This window comes from Paenibacillus sp. 32352 (assembly GCF_002042965.1).
GTDB lineage: Bacteria > Bacillota > Bacilli > Paenibacillales > NBRC-103111 > Paenibacillus_S > Paenibacillus_S vulneris.
In genome coordinates this window covers 195,090-209,320 of record NZ_MZNT01000011.1, presented here as the reverse complement: position 1 = coordinate 209,320, position 14,231 = coordinate 195,090, and the positions used below count along the sequence as shown (strand labels likewise).

The 14,231-nt window shown below is 42.4% G+C and carries 14 protein-coding genes; 4 read left to right on the top strand and 10 right to left on the bottom strand.

Features of this window, described 5'->3' with window-relative positions:
- Nucleotides 1-26: 26 nt before the first annotated feature.
- Nucleotides 27-848 (bottom strand): ATP-dependent DNA ligase, encoded by an 822-nt coding sequence (locus B1728_RS24415; protein WP_256865485.1) that lies wholly within the window; start codon nt 846-848, stop codon nt 27-29.
- A gap of 216 nt (nt 849-1,064) precedes the next feature.
- The gene (locus B1728_RS24410; RefSeq protein ID WP_079913035.1) at nt 1,065-1,796 is read right to left on the bottom strand and encodes an NADPH-dependent F420 reductase; all 732 of its coding nucleotides are present in this window, start codon (nt 1,794-1,796) and stop codon (nt 1,065-1,067) included.
- A 151-nt stretch (nt 1,797-1,947) separates the two neighbouring features.
- Between B1728_RS24410 and B1728_RS24405 the strand changes: the two genes are divergently transcribed.
- Nucleotides 1,948-2,307, top strand: a complete 360-nt coding sequence (locus tag B1728_RS24405; RefSeq protein WP_179136185.1) for a winged helix-turn-helix transcriptional regulator — start codon at nt 1,948-1,950, stop codon at nt 2,305-2,307.
- A gap of 164 nt (nt 2,308-2,471) precedes the next feature.
- On the opposite strand, the gene B1728_RS24400 is transcribed toward B1728_RS24405, so the two are convergent.
- The 3 genes from B1728_RS24400 to B1728_RS24390 all read right to left on the bottom strand — a co-directional run bounded on the left by B1728_RS24400 (nt 2,472) and on the right by B1728_RS24390 (nt 4,400).
- A complete protein-coding gene (locus B1728_RS24400; protein ID WP_079913033.1) occupies nt 2,472-2,768 on the bottom strand; it encodes a hypothetical protein in 297 nt (98 codons plus the stop codon).
- A complete protein-coding gene (locus B1728_RS24395; protein ID WP_144027992.1) occupies nt 2,765-3,352 on the bottom strand; it encodes a recombinase family protein in 588 nt (195 codons plus the stop codon). The genes B1728_RS24400 and B1728_RS24395 overlap by 4 nt, the downstream gene beginning before the upstream one ends.
- A gap of 571 nt (nt 3,353-3,923) precedes the next feature.
- Nucleotides 3,924-4,400, bottom strand: coding sequence for a hypothetical protein (locus B1728_RS24390; protein ID WP_079913031.1), 477 nt, complete (start codon nt 4,398-4,400; stop codon nt 3,924-3,926).
- Between the two features lie 121 nt (nt 4,401-4,521).
- Between B1728_RS24390 and B1728_RS36415 the strand changes: the two genes are divergently transcribed.
- Nucleotides 4,522-4,950, top strand: a complete 429-nt coding sequence (locus B1728_RS36415; RefSeq protein WP_179136184.1) for a GIY-YIG nuclease family protein — start codon at nt 4,522-4,524, stop codon at nt 4,948-4,950.
- An 85-nt stretch (nt 4,951-5,035) separates the two neighbouring features.
- Here B1728_RS36415 and B1728_RS24380 read toward each other — a convergent pair whose 3' ends face one another.
- The 3 genes from B1728_RS24380 to B1728_RS24370 form a co-directional block, all read right to left on the bottom strand.
- Nucleotides 5,036-5,266, bottom strand: coding sequence for a hypothetical protein (locus tag B1728_RS24380; RefSeq protein ID WP_079913030.1), 231 nt, complete (start codon nt 5,264-5,266; stop codon nt 5,036-5,038).
- Nucleotides 5,267-5,432: 166 nt separating this feature from the next.
- Entirely contained in the window at nt 5,433-6,773 is a 1,341-nt protein-coding gene (locus B1728_RS24375) for a stalk domain-containing protein (RefSeq protein WP_079913029.1), read from the bottom strand.
- Between the two features lie 59 nt (nt 6,774-6,832).
- Nucleotides 6,833-8,167: a stalk domain-containing protein gene (locus tag B1728_RS24370; protein WP_179136183.1), complete on the bottom strand. Its 1,335-nt coding sequence runs from the start codon at nt 8,165-8,167 to the stop codon at nt 6,833-6,835.
- A 183-nt stretch (nt 8,168-8,350) separates the two neighbouring features.
- On the opposite strand from B1728_RS24370, the gene B1728_RS24365 reads away from it, so the two are divergent.
- A complete protein-coding gene (locus tag B1728_RS24365; protein WP_079913027.1) occupies nt 8,351-8,554 on the top strand; it encodes a helix-turn-helix domain-containing protein in 204 nt (67 codons plus the stop codon).
- Between the two features lie 215 nt (nt 8,555-8,769).
- A complete protein-coding gene (locus B1728_RS24360; protein WP_256865480.1) occupies nt 8,770-9,465 on the top strand; it encodes a helix-turn-helix domain-containing protein in 696 nt (231 codons plus the stop codon).
- An 87-nt stretch (nt 9,466-9,552) separates the two neighbouring features.
- Here B1728_RS24360 and B1728_RS24355 read toward each other — a convergent pair whose 3' ends face one another.
- Both B1728_RS24355 and B1728_RS24350 read right to left on the bottom strand, forming a co-directional pair.
- On the bottom strand, nt 9,553-10,485 hold the full coding sequence (locus B1728_RS24355) for a hypothetical protein (RefSeq protein ID WP_079913025.1): 933 nt from the start codon (nt 10,483-10,485) through the stop codon (nt 9,553-9,555).
- 223 nt (nt 10,486-10,708) lie between these two features.
- Complete coding sequence (locus tag B1728_RS24350) at nt 10,709-14,164, bottom strand: MucBP domain-containing protein (protein ID WP_079913024.1); 3,456 nt, start codon at nt 14,162-14,164, stop codon at nt 10,709-10,711.
- Between the last annotated feature and the right edge of the window lie 67 nt (nt 14,165-14,231).

The following is a 14,231-nucleotide window of genomic DNA, read 5'->3' as shown; positions in this document are numbered from 1 at the left end:
CCGATTTCTCGGCACTCTTCGCTGCGCTATATGACGAACTCAACAAAGCTCGGTGTTCTGAGCAAGTTATGCTTCGTGTAGCATTGAAACTTTACCTTGCACTTAATATGGGGATGAAGGTAAATCCAGTTCTTATCCTCGCCGCGCACAAGCTGCTGCGCGATATTTGAGAATGCTCTTCGTTCGGCAGGGGGAACTAATTCTGTACACCCCACATACTGACCATCCTTCTGAAGCGACCATCCAAACTGTGATTTGCGGATCGCATCGATCTGTACGACATCGTAAAGGTAGTTCTTCACTTTAATCCAATTGGAGCTGCGTGTATTGAGATGGTATATCGAGTCCCTGGACTTGGACACTATTCCCTCAAGTCCCAGCTTCTTGGTCGCATCGAAAAGCTGAACCCCATCCTCGAATGAATCACAGACCGTTATCACACTAGATGGAGTAACCACCTTTTTCAGAAGATCAAGCCTGTCGGTAAGCTTCATCTTAGTTAAATCCTTACCATTCAGGTAGAGAATATCGAATGCTGCGAACGATACCGGCTTTGACGCAATTAGAAGATCCGTGGGCTTGCGGGCTTGGAACCTCTCCAACATTGTCTCGAAGCAAGGCTTACCGTCAACGATTGCGACCAGTTCTCCGTCTAAGACAACATCGTCAGCGTCCAGATCAGCGCGGCTTATTTCAGGGTACTGTCTTGTACAATCATTTTGATTCCTTGTAAAAAGACGAAACCCATTTGACTTGCTGAACGAAAGAATGCAACGATGACCGTCGAGCTTAAGCTGATGTATATAGTTGTCCCCCGAAGGGACAGCGTCAGACTTATGAAGTAACATTGGTTTTATTGGAATGTGTATCATGGAGTATCACCATTTTTAGCATAACATCCATGCTGCACCCATGATATAAGCAGATGATGGAAAGGATAGGTCTGGTCGGGTGATTGGGTTGGAAGTAGCCTTGTTTTACCACAATCCGACCTTTAGGTTGTCCAACCGACGCAGAGATACTCCCAATAAGCTGATACTGTACTCGAAAGAACGAAATCTAACTTATGAATTGAATACTTCCCTATTGGCTTTAACAACATTTTGAATGGCAAATCCACCTTCTGAAGCTACAAGCTTTTCCATCACCTTATCCCGCAGAATTGGCGCTTTTTCTTTATTCGCTTTAGTTAAGGCTATCGCTAGATCCTCTTTTGTAAGTTCGGTGCAGTAGCCTGGGGTTCCTGGCTGCTGCCTCCAAGAATCGCTTAAAGAACCACCATCTACGGCATCGAAGCCTATATCGTTTGCTACACCCATGATGATTTGTTTATGTGATAGATTATCGCCAGCAACCGCTATGGCAATGCGTCCATTAGTCCCTTCGGGAGTTCCATGATGTTCTAAGGTATAGGCTAAGAAATTGTTGAAAGCTTTAATGATGGGTCTTCCCAATTGATTGGATGCCCAAACACTTTCAACCATTCCGTTCGCAACGTCTTCGATATTACCGCTGATTTGAGGATAATAATTTGAAGTGTCTACAACGACTACTTCCTCCCCAACTTTATCTATAATGTTGCGAATGCTTGGCAGCGCATGGAAAGGGATAGAAGTTATAAGAACATCAATATTTTGTATTACATTTTCTACGGACACAGGTGTTCCTGTAAGTGTTTTTCCTTCCAAGCGTTCAATCCCACGAGCATCTGCAATTTTGACATCATGTCCGCTCTCAACCAACTTTTTCGCAATATTTGACCCAATTGGTCCTGCACCTATAATTCCGAATCTCATTTTTGTTCCTCCAATACCATTTATATTGACCCCGATTGAGTAAATTGTTTACATGTACTAATATATATACGTTGCTCACTTTTTTGAAGAGGGCAATAAATAATGACATAGTACTATTTTTTGTACCTAACAGTAAAATGAGGTGGAAAGGTTGTCTAGGATAAGCAAAGATGGATTTAATGAAGAATGTAAGACGGATCACAGAGAAATATACGGTATTGCCTATACTCAAAACCTGCTTTCGGGACGTTGGAAGTATCTGATCCTTTGGTTTTTGAAGGTTAAGCCGCATCGATACAATGAAATTAAGACTCTTTTGTGGGGGATTTCACAAGGGTCTTTAACCAAGCAACTTCGAGAGTTAGAAGCGGATGGCTTAATTAATCGCCAAGTTTTTCCCGAGGTTCCTCCGCGTGTTGAGTATTCATTAACCCCAAAAGGGGAACAATTGATTCCCATCATTGATCTCATGGAGGAATTCGGAAAGAAGTTTGGTGATAAAATAGAATAGTCATTTGGGGTATTTCAAATTAAACTGCTGCCCGTTAGCGAACCATTAATCCTCAACTGATGATTGTCTCCGTCCGGAATATAAAATGACTTACATATTAGTTATGCGTAATATGTAAGTCTCTCAAAAGTGTAGAGCCACTATCCTTTCTCCATAATCCAACCTTAGGATAACCAGTTATTAGCTGAAATACGCTTTATCAGTTCGATTAAACCTTGAACCCCCTGATCGTGCTTATCGACTAGGATGCTGTACTCGAAAGGAACGAAGCGCGGTTCCTCACCGAAGACTGTCGAACCAATCGATAAGAAGTCCTCTTCACCATCAGCAAAGAAATACACAATGCCGCCCCGCCCTAACCTTACTCCCGAGATCGGGCAATCATACCCCGATGGGATCTTGATCACTATGTCCCCAAAATCGACAACGACAGCATTACCATCAGCTCGAACGGTTATCATGATACAGCTCTGCGCTTTCTCATTTCTCTTTTTAGAGTACTCTCGCTTATACCAGTCAGGCTCGTGACTTGCTTAATGGTGTTGGTTTCGAGCAAACTGATCGCGTGGTTGAGTTGAACCTTCGTGAACTTATTAGGGCGACCCTCTCGGAAGCCTTCCTTCTGCTTGGCAAGATCCTTTCCTTCGCCAGTACGTTCAACGATCATATCGCGTTCAAACTCAGCGAAAGCGAAGAAGATGTTTCGGATTAACTTACTGGTTGGCGTGTTGTCCAAAATCCCGATATTCAAAATGTGTACTCGAATCCCGCGATTGATTAACTCATTTACGATCTGTGCGCCCTGAATCATGCTGCGGGCAAATCGATCTAACTTGGTCACGACCAACGTGTCGCCTTCTATTAGTATTGAGCAGAGCTTAGTAAATTCAGGTCGATCCATTTTTGTCCCTGTGTACGTATCCGAGAAAATGTTTTCGCGGTCGACCCCCTCAGCGACAAGAGCATTAATCTGATTCTCTAAGCTGTTGCCATGCTTGGACTGCCCAACCGTTGAAACACGAATATAACCACGTCTTACTACCATTACGACCACCGTCCCCGACATTTTAGCCTTCAATTATGATCCTAAGTTTTGACACCAATTTAACCCACATAACACCGTCGGAAAATCGAGCAGGAATTGGGAGTCCAAAACTTAAGAGTTATGGTCGTTATGATAACTTGGGTGGTGGATATATTGAACCCCAGACGAAAAATAATCTTCGTCATGTGTTCTTCTACGCGATGGTCGGCAAACTGCCGAGAATCGACCGCCGTGACGAGTTCCTTATATATAATAGAGCTACCACGAGTGAGGGAAGCAAGAAGCCGGTAATGTGTTCTTTTGCGATAATGACACAAGGCGGTCGAGGGGATCGCACTGCCTTCCTTCTATAATAATAGAGGAAAGAAATTTACCGACCCCCAAGACTAGGTAGGGCATAACCCCTTAATTGGGGAACAGAGGATTTTTACCAGCCGAGCTTTACGAGGGCTTGTGAGCGACCAAACGGCTTCGTGGTCAAAAGGTCACCAAGAAATCGATTTGTGCGGCTCGTAGAGCTAAAAATATCTATTAAGGCTGCAAGAGCAGGAAAACCAATGGTGGAATGATCTTAAGCTGAACGCGATTCGAAAATTTGAACCTTCTGCCAGAAGAAATGCATTGTGATTTTGACCTCTACATCGGTTCTATCCTTTATGAGTCCCTTTACCTGGTCATGAGCTAATGACTTCATTTGGGCGTCAACTTCATCAAGAAGAACTTTTAGTTGACCCACTGGCATTCCAAGTTTATTTGCTGCCCGCATTAATGCTATTGGATAGTTGTGATCTTCAAGTTCACTACAAAAGGCAATTACAGCGTTTCTTGAATGCTCAGGTAAACTATCACGAAAGCCTTTCTTCATGAACGGATACTTACGATCAATAGCTGACAACATGAATGCTAAGATAAGATCCATCGCATCAATTTTCTGACGAGCGAGTTCTTCCTCATGAGGTGATTCGAACACCTTTCCTCTTTCAAAACATAATTGACCGTATTTATTATGTTGTTTGCGTAGTTCCATTAAAAATTTCATTTGCGTCATTCCATCCCCTCTAGGAATATCCTTTATTTATTATAGATTAGATGCTCCCGCATCTCTTGAAATATACACGACATTCGTCAGATAATAGGAATTATAAATATGTATTCTCGGAGTGATGTAATTGAAGATCGAACCCCAATGGAAGCTACAGATCGAACAATTGGCTAATTCCTTTATGAATCTGACTCCTCTCGGGATTCGAACTCTGGATCGATACGCTGTTCCGAAAAAGGGCGGGGTATACGCATTCACTACCATTGATCAAGATGAGTGTGTTTATATCGGGAAGTCCGGTGATCTACGCGACCGAGTCTTCGATGTCCACCTGAATGGAAAAGGTAGATCGAGTTTGCGAGATGCATTACTCGGTCAGAAGAAAACCCGAAAACAAATTTCTGTCACTTCCATAGATGAACTCGATAATTACATTGAAAGTAACTACCTCATCCGAATTATGATGATCGAAGATATTACTTTACGTGGCTGTCTTGAAGATTATCTCAATGCTCTGTTAAAGCCGATTTACTCTGTTTCACTGAGCATGAAGTAAGTTTTGCATCAGATTAATAACACGAAAAAGCATGTCGCCCCTACTTCAGGATCGACATGCTTTTGCGCAATTCATCCCGTCCATTTTATTTGCAATGACCACATTCAATTAATGCCAATTTTTCCTTGTAGCTGATATCATAAATATCAAGTGCTTCTTCTTTAGACCGGAATTGCTTCCAACCTCCAGTCCCTTGCTGCTTCTTCCAACCCTGGTCAGTCTTCTGCTTCATCCCCACAACATAAGGACATGCCTCGTGATCCAAGTGAACGGTAAAAGTTTTTAATGGAGTATCAATATTAGCCCATGCCTTCATTTAATCACCTACTTTCACCTGAAGTGATTTATTAAGAATGAAAGTCTAAGACTACTAATTCTCTTGTTTCGTTGTGTATCCTTCCAACTTGCTACCTTATCTTAATAAGAAAGGACAGCACCTTTATGCTGTCCTCAATCCCCACAATTCCCATATTAAAAATTTGTTACTCTTCGATATCAATTACTGCAACATAATCCTCAGGTTCCCATGAGACTTTAGCACCTAAGGTCTCAGAGATGAATCTCAACGGAACATAAGTGGAACCTTCTGCTGAAATGAAAGGTGCTGCAGACAGTTGAACGACTTTTTGATTAACGAGGGCTTGAGCTCTACCAATCTTAAACGCCATGTTTAGGTTCGGAGCAGAAATATTAACCTCTTGAAGTGCGCCGTTCCAAGTCAAGGTAGCCCCCATCTTCTCCAATACCCCACGCAGAGGGATGAAGGTGCTTCCGTTGATTACTTTTGCCTTAGGAGTTACATCAATGTACTTACCGTTAAGACGGACACCTACATCGTTAGCAGAGAATTTCCGTGGTGGCTTCTCGTTAACAATTGGACCAGTTGGTGCTGTTGGAGTGGTAGGTGAAGTTGTACCGTTTGATACAGTAGTGAAAGACCATGTCGTGTTATTTACAGTCACAGTGTAAGTCTCATTAGGTGCCAAATCCTTCTTGGGGTAAAGGAACCAAGTCATATAACCCACATCTTTTGCGTTTTCAAGATAGAAATCTACTGACTCCCCTTTACTATTCTTAATAGTAGCCTTAACAGACTGCGGTGAAGTATACTCTTTATAGGAAATAACAAAACCTGACTTGTTTACCCCGAATTGCTTAAGTGGGTTTGGTGCCTCTGTTAACCCATTAAAAGAGAGTGGTACGTTAGTCTGCCCATTGTACGGGTACAAAGCAGTTTGGGTGTTTTGACCCTTTACAGTATAGACAAGTACGACAGTTTTACCGTTAATTGCTATACCAACTTGATCCAAATTCGGGTTAGTTAGCGGATCTCTGTGGTACGCCATACCAAGGGCGATATCGATAGCCTGCTTAACACTGTCAACACCCAAAAATATCCCCTCGTCGAAGGAGTGGTACTGGAATGTAGTTCCTGCACCAACAGCCGTAACACGGTCTCGTGCTTTTACTCCAGTGTAACCCTTTTTTGTGGCTTCTTCTCTGTGAGAAAAAGTTTCAAGCGTTGTCATACTATTCACAATAAGGTAATTTGCATGATTCTCTGAGGCTTTTGCAAGAAATGGGTTCAGCTTGACATCCGAAAGTCCTGCCTTTTTACGAATGCTATTAAGGTAAGTTAACCCCTCAGCTACTTCCTTAGAATACTCGAAACCATCAACTGTTACGGTGTTGGTGGCTGCAGAAGCTACCTGTACTACCGGAGCTAAATGAACAGCTTGAGCAAGGGCTGTTTGACCCCCTAGTATGACTGCAAGAGCCATGATCACTTTCGACGTCTGAACTACAAAGCGCCTTTTCTTCATGTTAACCCTCCAAATTGCTGTTTACTAACATAGTCAGATTAATCCGTCTGACTCCGCTATCAATTCACTGTATCGATAACCGCTGTGTAATTATCAGGTTCCCAACTCACCTTTGCACCCAGCGTCTCACTTATAAAACGCAATGGTACGTATGTCGAACCCTCCTCGGAAATGAATGGCGCTGCGGACAACGTCACCATCTTCTGGTTAACCAAAGCTTGTCCTCTGCCGATCTTCAACAACATGCTCAAATTTGGTGCTATAATTGAAACCTCTGAAGTTTTACTATTCCATTCTAATGTTGCTCCCATCTCTTCAAGTACTCCACGCAGTGGGATGAACGTACTCCCGTCAAGAACTTTTGCCTTGGGCGTTACTTCAATGTACTTACCATTGAGACGGACACCTACATCATTAGAACTGAACTCCCGTGGTGGCTTCCCATTTACGATTGTACCAATAGAAGGATTTGAAGGTGGTGTCATACCTGTGGTTATGGTACTGAAAGACCATGTTTTATTATTGACAGTCACAGTATAAGTCTCATTTGGCTCTAAGTCCTTCTTCGGGTAAATAAACCAAGTATCATAATCCTTAGCCCTTCCGTCTTCTAAGAAGAAATCAAGAGAAATCCCCTTACTGTTTTTCAGTGTTACACTCGCAGTTGAGGTCATATTAAGCTCATTAAGAGAAATAATGAAACCAGACTTGCTCACACCAAATTTCTCTAGTGGGTTTGGGTTTTCAACTGCACCTGTGAACGAAAGTGGGACGTTTTTCTGCCCGTTATACGGATAGACCGATTGTTGACTGTTAGTCCCTTTGATCACATAAACAATAACAGAGGTTTTACCCTTTTGAGATAGCCCAATTTGTTCTAAGTTAGGATCTATCAAAGAATCCCTGTGGTACGCCATAGCTAAGAAAGAATCAATAGCCCCTGTGAGGGTAGTAGTGTCGTGGTAAATCCCTTCATTGAAAATATGTGACTTGAAAGTAGTTCCTGCACCAACTGCGGTCACCCTATCTCTTGCTTTAACCCCAGTGTATCCCTTCTTTGTGGCATCCTCACTATGTGCGCTGGCTTGACCGAGACTTCCACTATTTATAACAAGGTAATTTGCGTGATTTTCTGCTGCTTTTGCCAAGAAAGGATTCAATTTAACAACAGAAAGACCTGCTTTCTGACGAATATCGTTGATGTAGTCCAAAGCATCAACAACATCCTTGGAGTACTCATATCCATCAACCGTTACGGTGTTAGTTGCTGCAGAAGCTACTTGAACTACTGGAGAGACATTTACTGCTTGAGCAAGGGCTGATTGACTCCCTAGTATGACTGCAAGAGCTAATATAGCTTTAATTTTCTTAGGGATATAATATTTAATCTTCATACTTGCCTCCATTGCAAATTGGATGTAATTCGTAGATTCCGACATATATCGAGCAATTCCCGGTTTTTTTTGATACCTACACAAGTATATTATAGGAACTATACTTCGCCAATTATAATTTGTTAATTTAACTTCACGCATTAGCTACCATGAGGGAAACAATGCAAGGAGTTGTTTCCCATAGTGAAATTGAAGGATGCTCGTGAAAAAAGTGGGCTGACTCAAGAAAAAGTAAGCCGCGCTGTTAACATATCGCTTAAACATTATCAGAACATTGAACATGGGCTAACTGCGCCTACTGTGAACATTGCTTTGCATATCTGCGAAGTGATCAAGGTTGACCCCCGAAAAATTGATGAATGGATGGATAGACGACCATCGGTATAGTACTTTTAACGATAGTGACCAACTCCCCCGCCCTTAAGGCATCTGATACTACAACAGATGACTTTTTTTCGTTTTAATCATACAAATTTCCCAACAATGAGTCTGTCGACTTTGAGTCACACTCCCTAAAATTTGACAAGCATCTACAATTTCAGTGTCTTTTGTCCTATAATAATCATAGCGTTGTGGTAATGATTGGGGGCAAAGATTCATCAGTGGATATTCGAACGGAATTTGGACAACGAGTTAGGGAACTTCGAGCCAGAAGTGGTATGTCTCAGGAAGTTTTGGCATATAGGGCGGGATTGGATCGGACGTATATATCGGGTGTTGAGCGGGGAGAGCGAAATATCAGTATCATGAATATTGAGAAAATAGCTGGTGCTCTCCAAGTATCGGTCGCCTTCATGTTCTCGGGGGAGCGCTTTTCGAATACCCCTGCATATCAACACAAAGATGTGTCCGTCCCACTATCCGAACGGTTTAAGTATCAAGTTGATAGCGAAAAGAAGATCTTATCCTTTCAGATAAGTGGCTTACTTACTGGAGAGCATGTAGATCATATATCAAAGACTCTTTTGGGAATATGCAATGCCTACGGTAAAGGTGAATTGAGTGTATTCGTCGACCACCGCGATATGAAGTCTGGTGATGGAATACCTGCAGTATACTCACCGGAAGTTGCTGAAAAGGCTGTTTTGTTCCAAAGGGAAATGACAGCGTATAGCAATAAAGTTGTTGTCCTATGTAATTCGGAGTTTATGGTCCAACAAATGAATCATGTTACTGCGACAAGCGGCATTTTAGATAGATCTGCACATCTGTATGGAAAAGATAAAGAGATGATCGGGAAAGCATACGAATTGTTAGACATTAACGGGAATGAATTAATTAAGGCAAAGTCACATTAAAACCCGCCAGATCGATCTGGCGGGTTTGTGTTAATCTCTTGACAATGAAACCATTAGTCCTTCACATCACCATCTTAAAAAGTGAATTTACTTATCTGTTCCTTCTAACAGCTGTCGAACAAAATCCTTTATTGCCTTTATTGTTCCTGGTAAGTCTTGAAAAGCCTTAACAGCATACCCCTTGAAGATTTCATAAGAATTCAATACTTCACTTAAGGTAAGTGCTGTCCCTTCTTGGTGATTTACCCATGCAGTCAAAAAGACTGACAATGTAAAAATTGCTGCCACCCACATCAAAACTTTCAAGAACCCATAAACAAGATCACGAATTCCGTTATGCAATCTTTTGAAGATCCAACTCGTTGGCATCACAATAAAGGTCTGAGTCCACCAGTTCACAGCTTTACCGGCTCGGTCAGCTGTCGTGACCTTATCGACGTACTTTGCCTTAGGTGGCTTTTCTATATACTCAGACTCAAATTGAGTGATATCTTCCATCAATGGCTCGGCATCGACCTCTTCCACAATTAAGAGCGAACCTTGCTGTTGAGGTTGTTTTGGTATGAAATCTGCTTCCTTAATAGTCGGTTGTTTCAAGCTTGCCCGAAAGTCATCGAAATTCCCCTTACTCTTCTCAAGCAGTTTGCCAAAATCCATTTCAAGCTCTTCATGTTCATTATGAATTGAAAGACTTGTAAGTGCGAATTCGAGCCCAGTTTGATGAACGACATCTTCCGCCGCCTTTGACTTTTCCTCGGGCTTCATTTCTACCGCAACCTCCTCCACATCTGGTCGGGTGGATGGGTGGGGTTGCTCCGGTTGCTCTAAAGAAATCAGTGTATCAGGCTGAACAGGAACTTCATTCTTGCATGGCGATGCATCTATATTTAGGTTGCTCGGGGCAGCTGCACCAAGACCAAGATTAACCCCAGCTGCTCCATCTTCAAACAACTGAAAAGATAGATCGTTATTATCATCTAAGTTAGTGATACCGGTAAATTGCCTTGTAATTGTACTCATTATTTTCAGTCTCCTCCCTCGTACTTAAAATAAACTTTCTCTGAAACAAAGTGTTAAAGTAGTTTCCTTCATCACCTATACGGAATAAAATTTTTGATCTTGAGTGAACCAGCTGACCAAATAATCTGCCGCGAATACAAAGCTCGAGAATTTTGGTTAGGGTTTACCCCTGATAAGACAAAAGAAAAGCACCTCGCGCTCGGGCGGGTGCTTCCTGGCTTCTTTACTCTTCTGGACTAAAGTTAATGCTGCTTTGATCCTCTTGGAGCTTTACCACTTCTGACATGTACTCACCAAACTTAATTTGGATACTCTTATCAGCGAATTGCTTCGGATACTTGAATACAATCTCGAACTCCTCAGCTGCTAAACCAGTCAGATCAATGATTGTCTCTTCTTTTGGTTTAACTCTCATTTTCTTAAGCTTCAACCCTTGGGCGTTATACACCACCACGTTCCGTCTCAAAAATGGCAGTATGACCAACAGAATGAATGGAAGGAAGTACTTAATCGGAATGTCCTTTTCTGGCGCAGTCTTCTCTGGTACTTCCGGATCTGGAGTTGGTGTCGGAGTCGGATCTGGCTTAATTTCTGGTTTCTCTTCCGGTTTCTCGATTGGCTCGATCACGAAATCGATCCGTTGTTTACTAACCTTCTCGCTGAGCTCTAACCCCTGTATTGCCTCAGTTGTGTCTTTGAGGGAAGAAACCGTTTGAGCTGAATGCATATCCGTATAATCTTTGTAGACAACAACGTCAATGATAATGTCTTTTTCACCAGTCAAAGGGCTTGTCTTAAGCAGAACTGTATGCTTCCCAAGCTCGACATTATCAAAACTATAATTGCCGTTTGCATCTGTATACGTGATTCGTGGGTTTGAATGCAATTCGACCTGGACTCCAGCCAGCGGCTTGCCATTTGAATCTTTAACTACCCCGAACACCGTTCCGATGATAGGATTTGGCTTAACATCTTGCTTAATCGGTTCTGGCTTCGCTTCTTTAACTACCACACGCTGCGGTGGGACTGGTTTTTCCTCGTCTACTACAACAACTGGATTAGGAGTTGGCTTAGGTGTCGGCTTAACAACTGGTGGCTCTGGCTCTGGCTTCTGAATCGGTATTACAATAACTGGCGGTTTAGGTGTCTGTTCAATTACTACTGGCAGCTCCGGTTTTGGCGTAGATTCCGGTGTCGGTGTCGGATCTGGCTTTGGCACTGGTGTCGGTTCAGGTTCTAGCGTTGGTATAGGAACAGGCTCGGGATCTGGTGTTGGCGTAGGGATAGGTTCTGGTGTAGGCGTTGGTGTTGGAACCTCAACCGTTTGCCTCTTGTAGAAGAAGGTAAGCGACTGAATTTTCTGCTCCACTGTCAGAATCGCCTTCTGAATTGCGTCGCCAACTAACTTGAACACCCCTTCTGATGTCTCCACCTCATCAACTGCTGTATAAGATTGCTCTCCAAGATGAAGATTGTTCAATACGACCTTACCCTTCACTGGACTGTTCGTGTCTTGATCAAGGAACTCAATATTTAGTTGCCCCTTAATCTTGGTGTATTGGAAGGTTACTGTTTTGGACTCGTCCTTCCCGAGTGAAATAGTTACGACTGCAGGAGAAGTCAAATCATACCCCGGAATATCATTAGCATTGTAGGTATAGCTACCGATATCGAACGAATTGACCTTCGTAGGAAGCAATTCATTACCGTCTTCATCGATATACCGTACGGTGATGGTTCCACTTTCCTTCACGTATTGGAATGTAACTGTTTTAGACTCGTTTTTAGCCAAGGTGACCAAAGCCGTTGCAGGAGTGCTCAGAATGTAACCATCTACCGGCTTTGCAGTGAAGTTATGTGTTCCAACTTCGTACTGCTGCACCGTAGATGGAAGCAGATCGACCCCGAAGCTATCGATATACTTCACGGTAATTGTACCCTTCGCTTTGGCGAAATGGGCTACCGCTATCTTATCCGTGCTCATTGTGATCGGAAGCGTTGCGGTATTGTAATCTGTCCCATTAACCGTCCATTTTACGAAATCAGAGTCCGCGGCAGGAGTAGCAGTCAATGTTACAGGCTCTAATTCATTAAAAGTTGACTTTGTGCCGTCCGCGGCAGGAGACGTTGTGCCGTTACCGATTTTAGAAACCTCAAGGGTATGCGTTTGAACAGCATCCTTGTTATAGTAAAACGTTAGTGTTCGGCTATTGGTGATATCAACTGCTTGAACCGTTGCAGGATATGATCCCAGGAATACCCCATTTTGATAAACCTCTACATCAGTTGTGCCTGTGCCAACAGCACTTAACTTCTTTAGCGTGGTATCGAACGCTAAGATACTGGTATCAGCAGGTTGTAGTGTGTAGCTCGAAATCGTATCCTTCCGAGAACTTGAAATTGCACCTGTTTTGCTGACAAATACTTTGTACATGTCCGGTTGTTTATAGTTGCTGTTAAATAGCACTCTTTGCTCCGTTGCATTATCAACCGTATAGCCAGCAATGATTTTAGGTTGATAAATGTTATCTACCCCGACAGGGACATCGGTAAAAGTTTCAGAGTCAAGAAGCCTATCTGTTCCTGCTTCCCTATACTCGACGTTTACCGTTTTCGATACAAAGTCCTGTTTAAACTGAAAACCATTCTGCGGTTCGAGATTACTACTCATTGTCGGACTAAAAGGAACTTTTAATGCTACACTCGTGATGTAATTGGAGTATGCCACGAAATTCTTAATACTTAGTGCTGCTTTTAACCCTGTCAGATCAGTAAGAAAATTCTTGTTTAAATCCAATGTAGTTGTAACCATCGTAAGATTACTAAGTGGGCTCACATCGGTTAACTCATTGGAATTCAAAAGTAATGTCCCAACCTTAATTAATTGCCCGATCCCTGAAATATCAGTCAATTTGTTGTTACTAAAGTCAAAGGTTCGGGAATAAATGTCTGGACCGAACTCACTGGTCTTCGACGGATCAATATTATTTAATCCGTTAAGGTTAATCAATTTATTATTCTTAAGGTCTATAATATCCCTTACATACTGCAAATTTCTCAAGCCCGAAACAGAGGTTATCTCGTTATTTTGTAGATATAATTTCTGAACGGACTTGAGATTCTGCAAACCTTCAACATCGGACAATCGGTTTTCGCCTAAATTAAGGCTGACCGTAAACTCTACATTCTCAAGACCTTCAGTAGACGTTAGTGCGTTACCCGAGAGATCAATATTAGAAGGTGTTCCTGTAGTTGCATCGAATACCTGCATACCGATCAAGCTTGTAATGCCTTTACCAGAAGCATTAAATGTATAAAAATTCTTGTTTACCCCTTGAAGCTCGGTTTTGTTCAGGGTACCGTTAACATCCTTCACTAGTCCACTTTGGGTAAGCCATTGTGCAAAGTAAATTGCCAAGTTTTGATCAGCAAAAAGATCTCTAATTACTACATCCTGACCTGCTTGGAATTGTGCTAGTGCATCTTGAGGGGTGGATACAGTCATCATTACTGGCTGAGGAACTCCATAGACATCACCAGTTACCGTACTACCGCCGTATACCGCATCTGTAACAGCACTCGATAATACTCCATCATCAGCAAATACCATCCCTCCTGTAGGGATAGTACTTAGAATTATTGTAGTTGCTAAAAATGCAGCTGTTGCTTGCTTCTTCATCTCAACATCTCTCCCTTAGCCAAGCTTTTTTATTTCTATACAGCTGTAAACTAACTCCCTTTATAGC